Genomic DNA, 18,655 nt, shown 5'->3' on the forward strand with positions numbered 1-18,655 from the left:
TTTGTCCATTCCCCTTGTAATTTATTTTTGATTTCGATACAATTGTTGCAGTGCTTGCGTCCTTAGTGTAGTGGATATCACGTAAGATTCCGGTTCTTGAGACGGGGGTTCGATTCCCTCAGGACGCGTCTATTGTTATCTTAGCATATTTGTGAAGATTTTGCTTTCAAATTTCTAAGAAAAAAAGCGGTTTTCCTATCTAGGAAAACTGCTTTTTTTGATTTCTTCATGGGATTTCAAAAAGTAAACCAATCTTCTATGTAACTATAGTAGAAATGATTCGTTAAAGGTCCAGGAGTATAGCGCTCTGTCACACCCTCACCTTGACGAAGCGTTAAACCGTTTCTTAAAGTGGCTGTTTTTTGATCATAAAAATCACCATTGATGAGATAAAATATTCGGTTAGGGTCCTCTAAATAAGCAAATACATCCCCTGTAAAATGTTTTTCCAATCCTTGATCAGCGGATTTCAACTGAACGGATAAAATTGACTTGATTGCTCGGAAATTTCCACTTTCGCTCGTTTCACAGTATAACAATAAATTTGGTTGGTATACTCTGTTGACAGTTATGTTTTGAGAAAAGATACGGTAGATTGCCCCATTATGTATTGCGCTTTGCACCATTTGCTCAGTATAGCCGAGCTGTTTTTTAGCTTCTTCTTCGGTTAGTTGATATTCTCTCGAAATGACACGAAGCAGTTGCTGAAAATCCAACTTACTGGACATTGTACGATATGTATTTTCTTCATTTTTCGTTGAAAGATTCAAAGAGGTTTGCTCTTTTGGTGATGAATGGACCAAGAGAAACAACCCAAATAAAATCACAAGAAAACCGATTACTTTTATTCGTATTGACTTTTTCATTGATTACTCCTATTTATTTGTTATTCTTCTGTCTATAATCATAATCAGAAATAGCCAATGAAGCAAAGAGTTTTTATAAAAAACAATCGTTTTTTATTTTCCGACTTGATTCTATAACTTGTTTCCTCAAGAAGTCACTACAGCAGTGTTTGACCACGAGAAATAAAGCACCATCCACGAAAATTATTTTTCAAATTTTGGTGGACGGCGACTTATTTTTCGAAGAGTTACTTCTGTTTCCGCGGTTTATTCGATTTTAAATGGTGCGAGAGGATTATTGTCCCACTCTCTTTCATTTTTTATCAATCATAAGGAACATAATCTTCGTAACTTTCTTCGTTGTTCAAGGCTTCATTTTCAATAAAATAGTTCATACCGCCCATCAATTCCGAACTCATTGGTCCGTTTAAAGATAAATCATGACGTTCAATCATTTCCCGGTATTCATCTGCACTGATCACCGCACCGGTTTTCAAGCTTTTGTATTGCTTCGGTGTTTCCTCCACTTCTTGATCCAACTTTGAAAAATCTGTTTCTTTGTATGTCACGAAATAGCCATGAGAAAGTTTCCGTTCGACTACTTCATTGCATTCAGGACAGCGGATCGGCATTTCTTTTTCTCGATGCTTCACAATGTGACGTACTTCATTATAATAGAATTTGGTCTGACAATTGGGACATTTTAATTGATCATCTAACATATCGATCGTCTCCTTTTATATTTGATTGTCATGTCTCAGTTTCACTTTCATCATACTCTTTTTTACAACAAATGAAAAAAGATTCGCTGACATCACCTAATGCTTTTCTCTGAAACATTTCTATAAACCACAAAAATATGCCTTCATCCTTAAGGAGAAACACTTTTGGTTTCTAGTTGACGTTCTGCCTTACTCTCTAGGACTTTTTCTTTTATTCTAATACAAAAAAACTGCAAGGCTACTTTTACAAGTAACTTGCAGTTTTTTGTGATTTCTCTTACTTATTCTTCTGGGAAATCTTCGTCTTCAAATTCTTCGTCTTCTTCGTCATCGTCTTCGATAATGCTTAGATCTTCTTCGATGTTTCCTGGGATTTCTTCTTCGTCGTCTCCAGTATCTGCACCAATTTCTTGTAAGTCTGAATTGTATGCAGCGATTTCTTCATCATCGTCATCTTCATCTTCAAAAAGATCATCATCGTCTTCGTCAGACAGATCAGTATCTTCTGGGTCATCATCGTTATAATCGATGGCATCTTCGTCATCATTGATAAAGGCATTGACTTTTTTGCGTTTACGACGACGTGGTGTATCCTCGTCTTCTTCGTCGATTCCATGGTTGACTTCTTCATCGATCGAATCGATGGCATACCATGAACGCAAGCCCCAACGATTGTCGCCTAATGAAATAAAGCTACCGTCGATATTTAAGTCAGTATAAAATTGTGCGAGTGAATCACGAATGTCACTATCTGATTTGCCAAGATATGTTTGAATCTCATTTGCTAAATCAGAAAAGTCCATCACATCACCACGCTGCTCTAAGATCGCGTGTGCGACTTCGATCATTGATAATTCGTTTTTGTTTGCACCTTCAAATACACTAATTTCCAATCAGGACACGTCCTTTCACAGTCTACTCCTTATCATACAAAATCACAGGTAAAAAATCAAACGTTTCTTTGCTATTTATGCAGTAAAATCTAAGACCATCTCATATTCGCCTATTTTTTCGACACCCATGAACAAATCGTAATCGATCATGACTTTGCCAGCCGTTGGACGATCTTTTAGACTGACATGTAGTTCTTTTGTGTATGTGTCGACTTGGATCATTCCATAAGGCGTGCGGTAATGGGTTTCTAGACGCTCCCGATAGGCAAATTTTAGACGCATACGCATTTCACCAGCACGGATCAATTGCACGTGACCATCTGGCATGATCTTGATTGTGACAGGAATTTCTTCTTGTCCTTCTTGGATCTCTTTATAGCGTATGTATAAGGTATCGCCAATTTTGACCATTTGTCCTTTCAGATCAAAATAAAAATCTTGTTGCTCTCCTTGTTGTTTCACTTTTGTACGTAATTGTATCGAAATCGGTAATCCAGATCGTTCCATTTGACATTCTCCTTTTCTCATAGCTACATTGTTCCCACTTTCCACTGATTTGTCAACCGACAGGTATAGAGAACAGATAACTTTTTTCATCTCTTCTTTCTTATTTTGGAGTATAATGAAGAAAGAAGGAGTGATACTCCTGTATATTAGAATGAGTTGAGGTTGTAACAATCGCTGCTCAAGCAGATTTAAATAGGAGTTGAGTACATGACGTCCATCATTTTGGATCAAGAAGTCTACCAAACAAATGATTTTTCTCCGTTTGCTTTAACGGATATTTTAACAGAGTATGCCAAAAAAAATCAACAAACTTTTCTACATTTTTGGCAATATGAACAGACGATCATCCTCGGTATGAAGGATACCCGAACCCCTTTTTTATCTGAAGGGATCAAGGTCATCCAAGATGCGGGATTTACACCGGTGATCCGCAATGCTGGTGGACTAGGTATCGTTTCAGACCAAGGGATTTTGAATATCTCGTTGATTTTCCCACAAGAAGATGAGAACAAGATCTCGATCGATGAAGGATATGAACAGATGCTCGCTCTTACTCGTCAGGCTTTTCCTGTTTATGCAGACAAAATAGAAGCCTATGAAATCAAAGATTCTTATTGTCCTGGTACCTACGATCTCAGTATCAATGGTAAAAAATTTGCCGGGATCGCACAACGGCGGATCAAAAACGGGATCTCTGTGATGATGTATCTGAGCGTGAATGGGGATCAAGAAAAACGAGGCGAACTGATGCGACAGTTTTATCAACAAGCATTGAAAGAACAATTCGGTACAAACGGCTATCCTGCGGTGGCACCTACAAGCATGGCGACACTAGAAAAGTTATTCGATACACCGTTGACCGTTGCTCAAGTAAAAGATTCATTTATCCAAGCGTTCACTACATCTTATCCAACAAGTATTTCTATGGGGTCTGACATTTGGCAAGAAGCGAATGTTTCGCCAGATGAATGGTACGGACAAATTGAACGTATGACCCAACGAAATGCACTAAAGGAGCTGGCTTATGACAACACCTTATAAATACAAACTATTACCAATGGAAAAAGTCTTTAGAGATCCAGTGCATAACTACATCCACGTGCAACATCAAGTGATTTTAGACTTGATCAATTCGAAAGAAGTCCAGCGATTACGACGGATCAAACAACTCGGTACTTCGTCATTTACTTTCCATGGCGCAGAGCATAGCCGTTTCACTCATTCACTCGGTGTATACGAAATCTCCCGACGCATCTGTGACATTTTTTCAAGAAATTTCTCCATTGAAAAAATCGGTCCTTCTGGTTGGGATGATCGGGAACGTCTCGTGACTTTATGTGCCGCCTTACTCCATGATATTGGCCATGGGCCTTATTCACATACCTTTGAACATATTTTCCAGACCAATCATGAAGCAATCACTGTAGAGATCATTACTTCGCCAGAAACGGAAGTCTATCAGATTTTGAATCGTGTCGAAGAAGGTTTTCCTGAGAAAGTGGCTAGTGTGATCCAAAAAACATATCCAAATCCACAAGTCGTCCAAATGATCTCTAGCCAAATCGATGCCGATCGTATGGATTACCTTTTACGTGATGCCTACTTTACAGGTACAGAATATGGAACGTTCGATCTGACAAGGATTTTGCGTGTGATTCGCCCCTATCAAGGTGGAATCGCCTTTTCCATGAATGGGATGCACGCAGTAGAAGATTATATCGTCAGTCGCTATCAGATGTATGTTCAAGTATACTTTCATCCAGTTTCTCGGGGAATGGAAGTCGTCTTGGAGCATCTATTGCATCGTGCCCATGAACTTTATCACCAAGATGATGATAGTTTTGCACGTTATTCACAGTTACTGTTGCCATTTTTAGATGGCACATTTAGTTTAGATGAGTACTTAAAGCTGGATGATGGCGTCTTGAATACGTGTTTCAGTCAATGGACGGATTCATCTGATCCAATCCTTAGTGACTTAGCCAAACGCTTCTTAAATCGTAAACCATTGAAATCAGCGATGTTTTCTGGTGATCGTCACTCACCACTGATTGCTGAATTGACCTCTTTGGTCGAAAAAGTGGGCTACAATCCAAACTATTATACAGCCATCAATTCAAGCTATGACCTGCCTTATGATTTTTACCGTCCAGAAGAAGGCAGACATCGCACACAAATTGAAATCTTGCGAAATGACGGAACTTTGGTAGAATTATCAGAGGTCAGTCAATTAGTTGCTGCACTCGCAGGGCAAGAACAAGGAGATGAACGCTTCTTCTTTCCAAAAGAAATGGTCGATCCTACCTTGCGTAATCACTATGATCTTTTTGATGAAACCTACCAAGAATTTGCGCGTCATATCCATAATGGCGCATTGATTGAAGAAATAAACTAACTAAGGAGAATTTTATGTCTATCAAATTAGTCGCTATCGATATCGATGGCACCCTGTTAAACGAAAAAAGAGAAATCACACAAGAAGTAAAAGAAGCAATTGCAAGCGCTGTGGAAAAAAACGTGGCAATCGTACTATGTACAGGTCGTCCGCTTCCAGGAGTCAAAAACCAATTGAATGAATTGGGATTATACCAAGACAACGATTATGTGATCACTTATAACGGTGCGTTAGTCCAGCAAACAAAATCCGGCAAGATCATTGCTCGTCATGGCTTGACTTATGAAGATTTCTTGGAGATCGAAGTCATGGCCAGACGTGTGGGGAGTCATTTGCATTCGATCGATGATCAGACGATCTATACAACGAATCGTGATATCAGTCCCTATACTGTCCATGAAGCTTTTTTAGTCAACATGCCATTGAAATATCGGACAGCTGATGAAATGACACCTGATATGAGTATCGTGAAGATGATGATGATCGATGAACCAGCGATCCTAGATGCGGCCATCGCTCGTTTACCACAAACTTTCCGCGAAAAATATACAACTGTCAAGAGTTCACCTTTCTACTTTGAGATCTTGAACAAAGAAGCTAGTAAAGGCGCTGCTGTTGCTAACTTAGCCCAACATCTAGGAATCAAACAAGAGGAGATCATGGCAATCGGTGACAACGAAAATGATTTGTCGATGATCGAATACGCTGGATTAGGCGTGGCGATGGGAAATGCCGTTCCGTTGATAAAAGAAGCGGCTAATGTGGTTACTGCAACCAACGATGAACACGGTGTGGCTGAAGCAATCAAAAAATATGTCTTGTAAAAGTAATGAATAAAAACAGCTCATTTTAAAGTCCGAAGTATCGGCTCTTTCTTATGAGCTGTTTTTTTGTTCAATTTTGCTTCATCGCTAACCATTTTTCCACTGCCCAACGATGACTTCCTCGTTTTAATTTTTCTAAGGCAGTTTCAGGAGTGACCCACCAGATCGATTGGTCTTTTTCGGTTGGTTCCCCTACCTTTTGCCAACTCTTTGCTACATAAAAATAGCCAGGATTGTGGAAGTAAGTTTTTCGATGGTTTGAGTAAAAATGTTCCGCTGCTTCCCCTAGATAACAAGAAATCTCTGAGCTGATCCCCATTTCCTCCAGTAATTCACGAGAAATCGCTTCTTCATTTGTTTCCTGTCCCTCTTTTTCACCGCCTGGCAAAAAAAAGGCACCATTTGGCGCTTCGATCATTGCGATTTTCCCATGTGTTTCGACAATGATATACGCTGCGTAACGGTCTTGGTAATTTGCAGACTCGTCTTTTTCGCCAAACATTGGGTTTTCCATAGGTATTGTCCCTTCATCTTTTTCTTTCTATTCTACATGAGAGTTTTCTCATAAACAAGCACAAACCCATAGCGTACTTGAAATTTTTGATATGATAATGTGGAAAAGGTAAAAAAGAAAGGAAGATATACTTATGAAAATGGCTCACACTTGCGTCCGCGTTAAAGATCTTGACGCTTCTTTAAAATTCTATCAAACAGCATTCGGCTTTGAAGAAAGTCGTCGTCGCGATTTTCCAGAAAACAAGTTCACGCTGGTTTACTTGACTTTACCAGGAGATGATTACGAATTAGAGTTGACTTACAACTATGATCATGAAGGCTATGATTTAGGAAACGGCTACGGTCATATCGCTATTTCAGTTGAAGACTTAGAAGCACTTCATGAAAAACATCAAGCAGCAGGCTTCAACGTGACTGACTTGAAAGGACTGCCAGGAACAGCTCCGTCTTATTACTTCGTTGTCGATCCTGATGGTTACAAAATCGAAGTCATTCGTACAAAATAAATAGAGCAATACTAAAAAACAGAGGATGTGAACACCGCGTGTCAACTTCCTCTGTTTTTTTCTGTTCTTAAAACCACTTACTGTTAACCGATCAATACGCTCTCTTCTGGATATTTGTACTTCGTCCCTACTTGATTTCCTTTTACAAGAATAGAGAAAAAGACGGTTAAAATCCCTACACGTCCGATATACATCAATGACATGATGATCAGTTTCCCGACTTCTGTCAGATCTGGCGTCAACCCCATTGTCAACCCAACTGTTCCAAAAGCTGAGAACACTTCAAAAGCAATATATTCGATGCCTGAAGTTTCTGGGATCGTCTCAGTCACAGACAAGACCATGATCGCCAACATACATAAAGACAATGTAACGAAAAACAATGTCAGTGCGCGAAGTACTGCTGCTGGGCGAATAGTTCGTCCGAAAGCTTCAGCTCTGGTTTTCCCGTTAAATGTCGCATGCATTTGAATCAATAGGATGCCCAAAGTAGTGGTCTTTAACCCACCTGCTGTTGAACCGGATGTTCCACCGATATACATCAAGATCATTGTCAACATCAAGCCGGCATGACTCATTTGTAAATAGTCGATGGAGTAGTAACCAGCTGTTCTTGGTGTGACACTCATGAAGAACGTATTTGCTAAACGTTCAAGATAAGTTCCTTCAACTAGATGGATCGCATTTTGTTCGGTAAAGAAAAAGACGATAAAACCGCCCACCAATAAGCCACCAGTGACAATCAATGCAATTTTTGAGTGGAGAGTGATTTTCTTTACTTTATGATAACTAAGTAGATCCCGCCAAACAATGAAACCTAACCCACCAGCAATGATCAGCGCAGAGACCACCATTAAGAGATAGATGTTTGGCTGATCATTTGCTAAGCTATCCCCTAACAAATCAAACCCAGCATTACAAAAACTTGATACGGCATGGAAGATGCTGTACCAAATCCCTTTTGTCCATCCGTAAGTCGGCACAAATGTAAAACTCAAGGCAAGTGCTCCCAGCCCTTGGATGACCATTGCGAATTTCAAGATATAGAGCATCAAACTCATAACACCTGACATGATTTCAAGATTCAATGCTTCTTTTAGTAAGATCCGCATACTAAAGCTGACTTTTTTCTTCGCTACTGCAAAGAAAATAATGGGGATCATCATAAAACCTAAACCACCGATCTCGATCAAAACCATGATCAGAAACTGACCGGCTTCATTCCAATGCGCCGCAGTGTTCAATGTAGTCAAGCCAGTGACACAGACGGCTGAAGTTGCAGTAAATAATGCATCAATATAATTCGTCGGTTCGCCACTTTTACTAAAGAAAGGCAAAGTAAGTAAACTGCCACCAACTAAGATCAAAAGAAAAAAGCCAACAGCAATCAATTGAACTGGTGACAGTTGTTTTGTTATCCTCTGTTTCATTCGAATCACTCCTCTAAGACCGTTAGCTACCTTCGCAACGAACAAATGAAGTAGCTATTGCTCTCACGGATGTAAAAGTAAGTCCGCCAAACGCTCGCTTTCTTTTCATCCCTTATCTTACCCTGTTTTTCTTCTTCCAGCAAAGAATTTGAGTCTTTTTCCTCCCTTATACCTGTTCGTTTGATACACATGCTTTCGAACAAACAATAGGAACGCTCAAATGAGTTCTACAAAAAAAAAAACTCCATATAATAAGCCATAAACATTCGAAATTAGTTAAAGATATTTTTCGACATTTACGGCCTATTCTTCGGAGCTTAGAACTGTAGCTCGGATGAGCGAACAACGTTACTAATTTGCTCAGATGACTTAGCTAATCAGCGTTCCCCATATTTTTCACTTTGATCAAGCGAGTAACTTCCGCACGTTCATTTTCTTCTAACTTCATCTTGATATAATAGATCGTTTCTTCTAATTGTGGAATCGTCATGTACTCTAACGCATTCACTCTGCGCCGTGTTTTTTCGATCTCACCGGCCATCAGTTGACAGGTTTTCTCGATCTCTGTCAACTCAAGGAGCTTAGGCAGAAATGAGGTAAAACGATCGATCGAACGGTCTAATTCTGCATTGGAATTCAAATAGCCATAATCCACCGGTGCTTCGCCTAGCTGTTCGTCATATTCAAAATTCATGATCGGTACTTTGACGCTCATAATGTTTTTTTCGATAACAGCTAACTCGACATTTTCAGCCGGTAGTACAAACAATTCATCAATGAAGGCTTCAGGTAATGAAGCTTTCGCAAGGACAAAATCGCTCATAGCTGCTGTCATTTCTTTTTCTACTACTTGGCGCAGTTCATTGTTCTTACGGATCAGTAGGATGAATTGACGCATCAATTCATCCTGCTTATCCTTCAACAATTTGTGTCCTCTTGTTGCAGTCGTCAATTGTTTTTTGAGTCGTGTCAATTCCATTCGTGTCGGATTAACATTTAATCGAACCATCTGACACTCACTCCCCTTCTGGCAGGTACTGGTCAAGCAGATCATCTTTGATCCGTTTTAATTCCGTTCGTGGAAGCATGGCTAAAAGTTCCCATCCTAGATCCAGCGTTTCAGTGATTGAGCGGTTGGTATAAAATCCTTGATTGACATATTCTTTTTCAAAACGTTCCGCAAACTTAGCATAGATTTTGTCCACGTCTGACAACGCCGACTCCCCTAAGACAACAGCTAATTCTTTGGCTTGTTTACCTTGGGCATACGCCGCAAATAATTGGTTCATCGTCGCTGCATGATCTTTTCTAGTTTTCCCTTCACCTGTCCCTTTATCTTTCAAACGTGAAAGCGAAGGCAGGACATCGATCGGTGGTTGGATGCCACTCTTATACAATTCCCTCGTCAAAATGATTTGTCCTTCTGTGATATAGCCGGTCAAATCAGGGATGGGATGTGTCTTATCATCTTCTGGCATGGTCAAGATCGGGATTTGTGTCACAGACCCCTTTAATCCTCGGATTCGACCAGCACGTTCATATAAAGTTGCTAAATTCGTATAAAGATACCCTGGATAGCCACGACGACCTGGCACTTCACGACGGGCAGCAGAGATTTCTCGTAATGCTTCGGCGTAGTTAGTCATATCTGTCATGATGACTAACACGTGCATCCCTTTTTCATAAGCGAGATATTCAGCCGCAGTCAATGCCATACGAGGCGTTGCGATCCGTTCGATGGCTGGGTCATTCGCTAAGTTCATGAACATCACCGAACGATCGATTGCTCCCGTATGGCGGAAGTCTTCCATAAAGAATTCTGCTTCTTCAAAGGTGATTCCAATGGCAGCAAAAACAACTGCAAAATCATCAGAAGAGTCTAACACCGTCGCTTGTCTCGCAATTTGAGCAGCTAATTCTTTGTGTGGCAAACCAGAGCCAGAAAATACCGGCAATTTTTGTCCTCTGACCAAAGTATTCAGGTGATCGATTGCTGAGATACCTGTTTGGATAAACTCATCAGGATAATCACGAGCCACCGGGTTGATGACTTCTCCATTGATGTCCAAGTATTTTTCTGGTAGGATTTCTGGCCCATTGTCTTTTGGACGACCTAACCCGTCAAATACACGACCGATCATGTCTTCAGAAACTCCCAACTCTAATGGATGCCCTAAAAAGCGGACCGTTGAATCTCTCAGATTGATTCCACTAGTTCCTTCAAAAATTTGGACCATCGCTTTGTCTTCTTGTACTTCAAGTACTTGTCCACGACGAATCTCGCCATTTTGCATACGAACTTCAATCAACTCTTCATATTTCACCCCAGCGACTTTCTCGACCGCCATCAAAGGACCGACCACTTCACCAATTGTTCGATATTCTTTAATCATCGGTCATTCCTCCTTCTGAAACGATTGCTTGGATCGTTGGTTTGATATTCGCTTGGATTTCATCTAATTTCTCTAATTCTGTTTCTGGCACGAATTTACTACGACCGATTCGTTCTCTCAATCCCACAGTTCCTTTCATGATCTCACTGAGATAAGCACCTAATGAAATCGCCTGACGTGCTTCTTCACCAAAAGATAGGATCAATTTCAACATCTTGAATTGTTTTTCTCTAGAAGTAAATGTATCCACCTCATCAAACGCATTTTGTTGTAAGTAATCTTCACGAATGGACTTTGCTACTTCAAGCGTCAAGCGATCATTATCTGAAAGTGAATCGACACCAACAAGACGCACGATTTCATTCAATTGCTCTTCTTGTTGCAAGATACGCATTCCTTCTGCCACCATCTCTGCCCAATCCGCTTGTAGGATCTGATCCATGTAACGTCCCACTTCTGACGAGTAAAGAGAATAGCTTTGAATCCAGTTGATGGATGGGAAATGACGTTTTTGCGCCAAACTGGAGTCTAATCCCCAGAAAACTTTCACGACACGCAACGTATTTTGAGTCACTGGTTCAGAAACATCTCCACCAGATGGTGAGACCGCACTGATCGCTGTAATGCTTCCTTCACGTTCTTCATTACCTAAAGCAATGACACGTCCTGAACGTTCATAGTATTCAGCTAAACGAGAACCTAAATATGCAGGATAGCCTTCATCACCAGGCATTTCTTCTAAACGTCCACTCATTTCTCGCAATGCCTCTGCCCAACGAGAAGTGGAATCTGCCATGATCGCCACATCATATCCCATATCACGGAAATATTCCGCAATAGTGATCCCTGTATAGATCGATGCTTCCCGTGCAGCTACTGGCATATTTGATGTATTGGCAATCAATACGGTACGTTCCATCAATGATTCACCTGTATTAGGATCAATCAGTTCTGGAAACTCATTCAGTACGTCCGTCATCTCATTACCACGTTCACCACAACCAACATAAACGACCATATCAACATCTGCCCATTTAGCAATTTGGTGCTGAACAACTGTTTTACCAGCACCAAATGGGCCAGGTACAGCGGCAGCTCCGCCTTTTGTCACTGGGAAAAAGGTATCGATAACACGTTGCCCCGTGATCATTGGCGCGTCCGGATTCAATTTTGCTTTGATCGGACGACTCCGTCTAACAGGCCATTTTTGCAACATCGTCAATTCTCGCAAACCGTCTTCTGTTTCGATGACACAAACCACTTCATCGATCGTAAATGATCCCGCTTCGATTTTTTTGATTTTTCCTTTGACACCATGAGGTACCATGATTTTATGTTGGATGATCTTTGTTTCATCCACCACACCTAGAACATCTCCGGTACTGACTTCTTGCCCGACTTCAGCAGTTGCTTCAAACCACCATTTTTTTTCATGGTCTAACGCTGGTAATTGGACACCACGACTTAAAAAGTTGCTTTGCGTGATCTCCATGAACGTATCCAATGGCCGTTGGATCCCATCAAACATTTGTGAAATGATCCCAGGCGCCAACTCAACAGACAACGCTTCACCTGTTGAACGAACGGGTTCACCAGGGCCGATCCCTGAAGTTTCTTCGTATACTTGTATCGATGCGACATCTCCGCGCATCTCAATGATTTCGCCGATGACTCCTAGCTCTCCCACTAAGCACATATCTTGGATACTTGCATCTGACATATTTTTTGCCATCACGAGAGGGCCGGAGACTTTTATGATTTTTCCAATTTGCAATGCACTATCTCCTTTACATTCTATAAGATATTTTGTCCAACTGCTTTTTCCACACTCTTTTGGATCTCTGCTACGCCGATCCCCATCGTTCCTTGATGGCTAGGGATTAGGACAATTGCTGGCGTCATCGATTCTTTGTAACGTTCTATCGTCTCAGGTGTCATCGCCGCCGATTGTTCTGTGACATAGATCACTCCATAGGCGCTTTTTGCCATTTGTTCGATTGCGCGCCTCACTTCTTGTGGCTCTGTCGCATAGTGCACATCAAACCCAAATAATTTAAATGGTAAAACAGAATCTTTGTCGCCAACGACACCGATTTTATGCGTCATAGACTTGTCTCACCCTTTCTCTGATCGTTTCATTATCAAAGTGATTTTTCTTACCGATCACTAATAGCCGAAGATTTTTGCTCTCAATTTCTTTTGCATTCAAGAAAGCAAGTAAAGGCAACGGGCCAAAAGCCTGCGTTTGTGCGGCTTCATACAGCGAAGATAAGTAATCGTCTTTGATTTGTTCTAATCGAACAAAATCTAGTTCTCCTTCATGGATTGCAGGTTCGATCAATTGACGATAATCTGTTGTTTGCAGAAAGTTCAAATAGGTATCCAACTCGCTTTTGACGAAACTCAAAAACGTTTCTTTCGGGATACTGCCAGAACTTGAAAGTACTGCAGTCATAAAACCACTGGATCGTTGTTGCAAGATACCGCGTGCCATCGTCGTGATATTAGTCAAATCAATAAACGCAATGATTTCTTCCAGTAATTCCGGATACCCAAGTTTCTCTCCAAGACGGCGTTGCTCTGTCAAGAAATAGCGATCATAGATAACATCGATTCCTTGTAACACAGAGGATTCTTCGCAGTATTCATGGACTTCACGAATACTATCCATCAACTGCGAAGGCAATTCTGTAGAGCCTTGTGTATGGATTGCTTGCTTTAACGCTTCGCATGAATAAAAACCATCATTACGGTACAGGTGATCCAGATTTTTACCCGTCATCTCGGCTTTTGTCAGGACTTTTAAATTATGGAACGTATACCGCATCGTATAGACCCAAACGACTTCAGGTTCTGGCGCCGATTCTTTCAACCAGGTAAATAGTTTGCCCGACTCAGCCAATAGATTTTCCTCAAAGTCCTGTTCAAAACCTTCGTAGATATAAGGATGATAAATCGTTGTTTTTAACATTTCGCCTAATGCGTCCAATGATTTCGTCTGGATCATGCGATCAAAATCTTCTTTTGATAAAAGTTCTAATTCTCTTCCACGAATCAAGGGATTTAATTCATGATAATCCATTCACCGATCCCTCCTTACTCGAATAGTTGTTTCGCAATTTCAAAGCGCATTTGTTCTTGCACTTCTTGTACTAGATCACTATAGACAAAGTTGTATTGTACCCCTTGGTCATCAATCAAAAATCCTGCTTCTTTGGCAATCCTTCGATCACTTAGATGCAAGGTGAAGGGCAACTGTTGGTTCCACTTTGTCACTACTTCATTGGTTAAAATGGCAGCAGATTTTTCTCCGGCTAATAAAGTAACCTCACCAGATAAGGATAAATTCTGCACCATATTGAACATCAATGAAAGTTGATCTTCTGCTGGCCAACTTTCTAATTCTTGGCGTGCTTCAGCAAACAAACGATGTAAAAATTCTTGTTTTTCATTGAGTGTTGCTTGACGCACTTCCACCTTTTGGCGATTTCTTAATTGACGGTAACTCTTTTCGATTTCTTCAAGTTCTTTAGATTTTTGCTTTTCATCGTCTGCTTCTAAACGCGCACGCTCGATTTTGAACTGCTGATCGATTTTTTCACGTTCTGCTTTTTCAAACGCCGCTCGTTCTGCTTCAGCTGTTTCATTCATTTGACGAATGATATTATCAATGGCGTTCATTGTTTTTCCTCCTTGTTTAAGCATTCAATACTAATAAGAAAGAAATAACGAAGCCTAAGATTGCGTAAGTTTCAACCATTGCGGCAAAGATAATTCCTTTAGTTGCGTGTTCTGGTTTTTTCGCTAAGATCTGGATACCTGCAGCAGATACTTTCCCCTGAGCAATCCCAGAAAACAATCCTGTAAAGGCAATCGGTAAAGATGCGCCTAAAAAATTCAGCCCTTGGACAACCGACATATCTGCATTTAAATTGATAAAGATCAAGAAGGCGATTACGAAGCCATAAAGTCCCTGTGTTCCGGGAAGTAATTGTAAAATCAACGCTTGTCCAAATTTTTCCGGTTGACTTGTCGTCAATGCAGCTGCGGCTTCACCAGTCATCCCCACACCTTTCGCTGATCCGATCCCTGAAAAGATCGTGGCTGTTGCCATCGCTAATACCGCAAACACCATTCCACCATTTTGAGCAATTAAGTAATCCATCATTTTTTAAAATTCCTCCAATTTTTTTACTTTTTCTTATGATTGATATTGACATATTTTTCCGCTGTTTTCAGTGGATCGAAGGCCCGTCCGCCTCCGGTATAAAACTTGCCGAAAAATTCGACATATTGCAATCTCGCGCCATGCACGTAGGCACTAAGCAAGGTCAAGAACATATTCAACACATGTAAAGCGATGATCAATAAGATCCCGACACTAAAGCGCGCGGCTGGCGGCATGAAAGCAACCAACATATTGAAGGCAGCGCCGATACTCCCACCAGAGATCCCCAAAGCCATCAATCGTGTGTAACTCACTAGATCACCGATATAACCAGTCAAACCATACAAATTATAGGCTCCTTTTGCAGCACCTTTGACTTTGGATGAAGATTGGAAAATCGGAATGACCAAAATACATAGCGCTGATAAAATCGCTAATCCTGCACCTAGGTAAACAAAAATCGGGTTCTTGACGATCATACTACCAAGTAATAAAAGGACGACTCCCACTAAAATCCCTTGCCAGGCAAATCCATCATTGATCGCATCCACGTAATCTTTGCGCTTGATATGCTCTTTTGCTGCAAGAAACAATCCTACTAAGATTTGGATAAGCCCAAAAATGACAGACAAGACTAAAATCGTATTGACATCATCTGTTGTAGACAACAACGGGAAGGGTAAGTGGATACCTAATACTTCGGTCGGTAACGCTTGTCCAAAGAAGGAACTATAAATAAATCCCCAGATGATCGACGGAATCGCTAAGATTTCGAAAAACTTAGCAAATCGCTGCATCCCTCGAGGTAATACCAACAATTTTTGCGCAATGATTGCGCCTATAAGCATGAGTAAACCATAACCAATATCAGCCACCATCATCCCGAAAAAGACAAGATAAAATGGCGTCATCCATGGTGTCGGATCAATTTCATGATACTTAGGTAAACTGTACATTTCCGTCAGCATTTCAAAAGGTGCCACGATTGGATGGTTCTTCAATTTCGTTGGTACTTCTTGATCGATCTCTTCTTCGGTGGGCGCTTCAAAGCTAAGAAAGACTTCATCAGCAGACAACGTATTTTCTACCTGCCGGATCAATTCTTGCTTTTCGTCCTCGCCGACCCATCCTTGGACAACGATCAGGTAAGGCGCCATGACAAATCGATCCTTCACTGCTTCTCGTTCTTCCATTGCCAAGAAAATTTCTTCTGCCCATTCCAATTCTTGGATGTAACTGCTACAACGACCGATTTTGATCGCTAATTGTTTTTGTGCTTCGTAACAAGCTTGCAACTCTTGCTTGATTTCCTGTAGCTGTTCTTTTGGCGTTTGCTCATAAGGATATGCTTCTTTGACAAAACCATAACGAGTAGCAATCTCATCGACAATAGATGCTGAAGTCTTGAGCACCACGTAAGTCAAGTAAACGAAGTGATCTGTTTCGCTGACTTCTTCCACATAGACCTCTGGAACTTTTGCTAATGCTTCTCTAAATTCTGTCGCATTAGCAACACTGATCGTTCCCATCTCAACTGTTGTTTGGTGACTACTAAAGCTTTGCGGTATAACATCCAGATTTGCCCAATGTGTCAACCAGTCTTCCTGCTCTGACAGTTGTTCTCGTTGTTCTGCTAATGTTTCCCATTGTTTCTTCAAGCCTAATATTTCAGTTAAACGCTTCGTAAAATCTTCTTCCGAATAATTTGCTTCTAGTTCCTGCAAGGTCACTTCTCTTCGTTTGAGGTGTTGTTTCTTTTGTTGCTTGTCCCCATGATGATCAATGAACTGAACAGCTTCTCTTGTTTGCATGATCCGACTAGTAAGCGCATTGACGATCGGTTCTTTTTCAAAAATCGCTGCCTTAGGAAAATAAGTATCCACCCATTGGTTATTTGTCGTTTCTTGAAAAAGATCGCGAATCTCTACATTTTGGATGCCTTGGATTGCTTGTAATAAGGCATCCTGATTTTGTTTATCGGAAATAAGAGTCACTTTTTCCATCTTAGTGACGGCCATAGGTTTCTTTCACCCTTTCAATGATCGCGTCAACCGCTTGCTGACGTTGCTTCTCATATTGTTCTTGTACGATGGATTGCAATCGTCTAGCGTCTTCGTTCAATTTATTTTTTTCAGCAATCGCTTTTTGCTGTTCCGCTCGTTTTTTTTCTTCAAGCAACTGTTCCAAATGTTGTTTTTGACTTGCACGAAGTTGATCCAATTCGACCGCTTTTGCTTCTTTATAATCTTTTAACTCTTGCTGAAGCTTTTTCATCGCTTGTTCATTTTCTTTTTCAGCTTGTTTGATTTTTTCTAAGGCTTCTAGCACATTCCCTACTTCCTTTCTCTAAAAAAAGAGGGACATCCTTTCTTTTTTCATTGAAAGTATGTCCCTCTAAAAATAACTTCAGATAATCTAGGCACTTTCAAAAAAATGTTCTTCTCACCCCTTGAAGAACTAGATCCTTGAAGCTTGCGCCCAACCATTTATATATTTCTTACTTACAAGTATAACAAATTCAGGTAAAATTTCAACTAACAGATCCCTTTTTCCTTTCAGAAAGTTCATAACTGACAGTAAATGAGCAACTTTAGAAACATTCTACCTATTATATAATTACGTACGTTTTCCAAAACAAATATTTTAATTTTTTTAAACTATTGCTAAAATAGAAGTAGTTTATGAATGGAGGAAATCGTATGCATCAAAAAATTGGTATCGCGGCCAATCAATTACTGCGGGCTACAGAAACATTTCAAGGAAATCAAGTCACTTACACCCCGCAAGGTTTTGTTAATGCGGTACAGCAAGCAGGGGGCTTGCCTTTGCTTCTCCCTATTTCTTCCACAGAAAGCGCTCGTGACTACATTCAGCTCGTCGATAAGCTACTCCTAGCTGGCGGTCAGGATGTCAGTCCTTCGTTCTACAACGAAGCGCCTCACCCTAAATTGACAGAAACAAACCTGAATCGGGATCTATTTGAACAGGCGTTGATCAATGAAGCATTAAAACAAAATAAACCGATCTTAGCTGTGTGTCGTGGGATGCAATTATTGAATGTAACGTTAGGGGGGAATCTTTACCAAGACCTTACGTTATATCCAAATTGGTCAGTGAAACATGAACAACAACCAACTCCCCCACAATTTGCTACGCATGAAATCACAGTCGAACCAGATAGTATCCTCCACGAAGTATTACCTACTTCTTATTTTGTAAATTCTTATCATCACCAAGCAATCAGGGATCTTGCTCCTACACTAAAAGCAACAGCGTATTCTCCTGATGGATTGGTGGAAGCTGTTGAAAGTAAAGGATCCAACCAACGAATACTTGGTGTTCAATGGCATCCTGAGCTTATTCACCAAAAAAATCCACTCGATCAAAAATTATTTGATTATTTTGTACAATCATTATGATCGTTATAAACGAAATGAAAAGCCCGTCTAGCAGGAA

General features: G+C 40.5%; 20 protein-coding genes, 1 tRNA gene and 1 other annotated feature. Of the genes, 6 read left to right on the plus strand and 15 right to left on the minus strand.

Going from position 1 to position 18,655, the window contains the following annotated elements; all coding sequences use genetic code 11:
• Window positions 1-56 precede the first annotated feature (56 nt).
• Window positions 57-128, plus strand: a tRNA-Arg gene (locus IGK01_RS09690).
• A 108-nt stretch (window positions 129-236) separates the two neighbouring features.
• Here the strand turns inward: IGK01_RS09690 and IGK01_RS09695 are convergent.
• From IGK01_RS09695 to IGK01_RS09710, 4 genes are all read right to left on the minus strand, one after another.
• Window positions 237-866: a hypothetical protein gene (locus IGK01_RS09695; RefSeq protein ID WP_019724552.1), complete on the minus strand. Its 630-nt coding sequence runs from the start codon at window positions 864-866 to the stop codon at window positions 237-239.
• A gap of 302 nt (window positions 867-1,168) precedes the next feature.
• Window positions 1,169-1,567 (minus strand): hypothetical protein, encoded by a 399-nt coding sequence (locus tag IGK01_RS09700; RefSeq protein WP_010734858.1) that lies wholly within the window; start codon window positions 1,565-1,567, stop codon window positions 1,169-1,171.
• 281 nt (window positions 1,568-1,848) lie between these two features.
• Window positions 1,849-2,460: a DNA-directed RNA polymerase subunit delta gene (rpoE, locus tag IGK01_RS09705; protein ID WP_019723160.1), complete on the minus strand. Its 612-nt coding sequence runs from the start codon at window positions 2,458-2,460 to the stop codon at window positions 1,849-1,851.
• Between the two features lie 75 nt (window positions 2,461-2,535).
• Window positions 2,536-2,967, minus strand: coding sequence for a DUF1934 domain-containing protein (locus IGK01_RS09710; protein WP_010734856.1), 432 nt, complete (start codon window positions 2,965-2,967; stop codon window positions 2,536-2,538).
• Window positions 2,968-3,174: 207 nt separating this feature from the next.
• Here IGK01_RS09710 and IGK01_RS09715 point away from each other — a divergent pair, with 207 nt between their 5' ends.
• Genes IGK01_RS09715 through yidA form a run of 3 tightly spaced genes read left to right on the plus strand, consistent with a single transcriptional unit; the run spans window position 3,175 to window position 6,186 of the window.
• A complete protein-coding gene (locus IGK01_RS09715) occupies window positions 3,175-4,008 on the plus strand; it encodes a lipoate--protein ligase family protein (protein ID WP_438840700.1) in 834 nt (277 codons plus the stop codon).
• Complete coding sequence (locus IGK01_RS09720) at window positions 3,992-5,362, plus strand: HD domain-containing protein (RefSeq protein ID WP_023520052.1); 1,371 nt, start codon at window positions 3,992-3,994, stop codon at window positions 5,360-5,362. The genes IGK01_RS09715 and IGK01_RS09720 overlap by 17 nt, the downstream gene beginning before the upstream one ends.
• A 14-nt stretch (window positions 5,363-5,376) precedes the next feature.
• Complete coding sequence (gene yidA / locus IGK01_RS09725) at window positions 5,377-6,186, plus strand: sugar-phosphatase (RefSeq protein ID WP_010734853.1); 810 nt, start codon at window positions 5,377-5,379, stop codon at window positions 6,184-6,186.
• Window positions 6,187-6,256: 70 nt separating this feature from the next.
• On the opposite strand, the gene IGK01_RS09730 is transcribed toward yidA, so the two are convergent.
• Window positions 6,257-6,700, minus strand: coding sequence for an NUDIX hydrolase (locus IGK01_RS09730; protein WP_438840701.1), 444 nt, complete (start codon window positions 6,698-6,700; stop codon window positions 6,257-6,259).
• 133 nt (window positions 6,701-6,833) lie between these two features.
• Here IGK01_RS09730 and gloA point away from each other — a divergent pair, with 133 nt between their 5' ends.
• On the plus strand, window positions 6,834-7,208 hold the full coding sequence (gene gloA, locus IGK01_RS09735; protein ID WP_010734851.1) for a lactoylglutathione lyase: 375 nt from the start codon (window positions 6,834-6,836) through the stop codon (window positions 7,206-7,208).
• 83 nt (window positions 7,209-7,291) lie between these two features.
• Here the strand turns inward: gloA and IGK01_RS09740 are convergent, their stop codons facing one another.
• The 10 genes from IGK01_RS09740 to IGK01_RS09785 form a co-directional block, all read right to left on the minus strand.
• A complete protein-coding gene (locus IGK01_RS09740) occupies window positions 7,292-8,638 on the minus strand; it encodes a TrkH family potassium uptake protein (RefSeq protein WP_019723165.1) in 1,347 nt (448 codons plus the stop codon).
• 373 nt (window positions 8,639-9,011) lie between these two features.
• Window positions 9,012-9,647, minus strand: a complete 636-nt coding sequence (locus tag IGK01_RS09745; protein WP_010734849.1) for a V-type ATP synthase subunit D — start codon at window positions 9,645-9,647, stop codon at window positions 9,012-9,014.
• 7 nt (window positions 9,648-9,654) lie between these two features.
• Complete coding sequence (locus IGK01_RS09750; RefSeq protein WP_438840702.1) at window positions 9,655-11,031, minus strand: V-type ATP synthase subunit B; 1,377 nt, start codon at window positions 11,029-11,031, stop codon at window positions 9,655-9,657.
• Window positions 11,024-12,805, minus strand: coding sequence for a V-type ATP synthase subunit A (locus IGK01_RS09755; RefSeq protein WP_023520055.1), 1,782 nt, complete (start codon window positions 12,803-12,805; stop codon window positions 11,024-11,026). The genes IGK01_RS09750 and IGK01_RS09755 overlap by 8 nt, the downstream gene beginning before the upstream one ends.
• A 20-nt stretch (window positions 12,806-12,825) precedes the next feature.
• Window positions 12,826-13,137 carry a V-type ATP synthase subunit F gene (locus tag IGK01_RS09760; RefSeq protein ID WP_019723168.1) on the minus strand — a complete coding sequence of 104 codons (312 nt, stop codon included), beginning with the start codon at window positions 13,135-13,137 and terminating at the stop codon, window positions 12,826-12,828.
• Window positions 13,127-14,113 (minus strand): V-type ATPase subunit, encoded by a 987-nt coding sequence (locus IGK01_RS09765; protein WP_438840703.1) that lies wholly within the window; start codon window positions 14,111-14,113, stop codon window positions 13,127-13,129. The genes IGK01_RS09760 and IGK01_RS09765 overlap by 11 nt, the downstream gene beginning before the upstream one ends.
• 14 nt (window positions 14,114-14,127) lie before the next feature.
• Window positions 14,128-14,712: a V-type ATP synthase subunit E gene (locus tag IGK01_RS09770; protein WP_438840704.1), complete on the minus strand. Its 585-nt coding sequence runs from the start codon at window positions 14,710-14,712 to the stop codon at window positions 14,128-14,130.
• A 16-nt stretch (window positions 14,713-14,728) separates the two neighbouring features.
• On the minus strand, window positions 14,729-15,199 hold the full coding sequence (locus IGK01_RS09775) for a V-type ATP synthase subunit K (RefSeq protein WP_010734843.1): 471 nt from the start codon (window positions 15,197-15,199) through the stop codon (window positions 14,729-14,731).
• 23 nt (window positions 15,200-15,222) lie between these two features.
• Window positions 15,223-17,217, minus strand: coding sequence for a V-type ATP synthase subunit I (locus IGK01_RS09780; protein WP_438840705.1), 1,995 nt, complete (start codon window positions 17,215-17,217; stop codon window positions 15,223-15,225).
• Window positions 17,204-17,527 (minus strand): hypothetical protein, encoded by a 324-nt coding sequence (locus tag IGK01_RS09785; protein ID WP_023520058.1) that lies wholly within the window; start codon window positions 17,525-17,527, stop codon window positions 17,204-17,206. The genes IGK01_RS09780 and IGK01_RS09785 overlap by 14 nt, the downstream gene beginning before the upstream one ends.
• Before the next feature lie 108 nt (window positions 17,528-17,635).
• Window positions 17,636-17,683, minus strand: a sequence feature (sodium ion sensor (DUF1646 type); this cis-regulatory element may regulate processes involved in with the transportation of sodium ions).
• A 215-nt stretch (window positions 17,684-17,898) separates the two neighbouring features.
• On the opposite strand from IGK01_RS09785, the gene IGK01_RS09790 reads away from it, so the two are divergent.
• Window positions 17,899-18,618, plus strand: a complete 720-nt coding sequence (locus IGK01_RS09790; RefSeq protein ID WP_010734840.1) for a gamma-glutamyl-gamma-aminobutyrate hydrolase family protein — start codon at window positions 17,899-17,901, stop codon at window positions 18,616-18,618.
• The last annotated feature ends 37 nt before the right edge of the window (window positions 18,619-18,655 follow it).

Origin of the sequence: Enterococcus sp. AZ080 (genome assembly GCF_051714945.1) — a bacterium.
GTDB classification, from domain to species: Bacteria; Bacillota; Bacilli; order Lactobacillales; family Enterococcaceae; genus Enterococcus_B; species Enterococcus_B pernyi.

What these genes read in the sequence shown, in the direction of transcription:
- gloA (WP_010734851.1), top strand. Translation starts at nt 6,834, where the DNA reads ATGAAAATGGCTCACACTTGCGTCCGCGTTAAAGATCTTGACGCTTCT.
- IGK01_RS09720 (WP_023520052.1), top strand. Translation starts at nt 3,992, where the DNA reads ATGACAACACCTTATAAATACAAACTATTACCAATGGAAAAAGTCTTT.
- IGK01_RS09770 (WP_438840704.1), bottom strand. Translation starts at nt 14,712, where the DNA reads ATGAACGCCATTGATAATATCATTCGTCAAATGAATGAAACAGCTGAA.
- IGK01_RS09715 (WP_438840700.1), top strand. Translation starts at nt 3,175, where the DNA reads ATGACGTCCATCATTTTGGATCAAGAAGTCTACCAAACAAATGATTTT.
- IGK01_RS09740 (WP_019723165.1), bottom strand. Translation starts at nt 8,638, where the DNA reads ATGAAACAGAGGATAACAAAACAACTGTCACCAGTTCAATTGATTGCT.
- IGK01_RS09775 (WP_010734843.1), bottom strand. Translation starts at nt 15,199, where the DNA reads ATGATGGATTACTTAATTGCTCAAAATGGTGGAATGGTGTTTGCGGTA.
- IGK01_RS09765 (WP_438840703.1), bottom strand. Translation starts at nt 14,113, where the DNA reads ATGGATTATCATGAATTAAATCCCTTGATTCGTGGAAGAGAATTAGAA.
- IGK01_RS09750 (WP_438840702.1), bottom strand. Translation starts at nt 11,031, where the DNA reads ATGATTAAAGAATATCGAACAATTGGTGAAGTGGTCGGTCCTTTGATG.
- IGK01_RS09760 (WP_019723168.1), bottom strand. Translation starts at nt 13,137, where the DNA reads ATGACGCATAAAATCGGTGTCGTTGGCGACAAAGATTCTGTTTTACCA.
- IGK01_RS09745 (WP_010734849.1), bottom strand. Translation starts at nt 9,647, where the DNA reads ATGGTTCGATTAAATGTTAATCCGACACGAATGGAATTGACACGACTC.
- IGK01_RS09700 (WP_010734858.1), bottom strand. Translation starts at nt 1,567, where the DNA reads ATGTTAGATGATCAATTAAAATGTCCCAATTGTCAGACCAAATTCTAT.
- IGK01_RS09790 (WP_010734840.1), top strand. Translation starts at nt 17,899, where the DNA reads ATGCATCAAAAAATTGGTATCGCGGCCAATCAATTACTGCGGGCTACA.
- yidA (WP_010734853.1), top strand. Translation starts at nt 5,377, where the DNA reads ATGTCTATCAAATTAGTCGCTATCGATATCGATGGCACCCTGTTAAAC.
- IGK01_RS09780 (WP_438840705.1), bottom strand. Translation starts at nt 17,217, where the DNA reads ATGGCCGTCACTAAGATGGAAAAAGTGACTCTTATTTCCGATAAACAA.
- IGK01_RS09710 (WP_010734856.1), bottom strand. Translation starts at nt 2,967, where the DNA reads ATGGAACGATCTGGATTACCGATTTCGATACAATTACGTACAAAAGTG.
- IGK01_RS09695 (WP_019724552.1), bottom strand. Translation starts at nt 866, where the DNA reads ATGAAAAAGTCAATACGAATAAAAGTAATCGGTTTTCTTGTGATTTTA.
- IGK01_RS09730 (WP_438840701.1), bottom strand. Translation starts at nt 6,700, where the DNA reads ATGGAAAACCCAATGTTTGGCGAAAAAGACGAGTCTGCAAATTACCAA.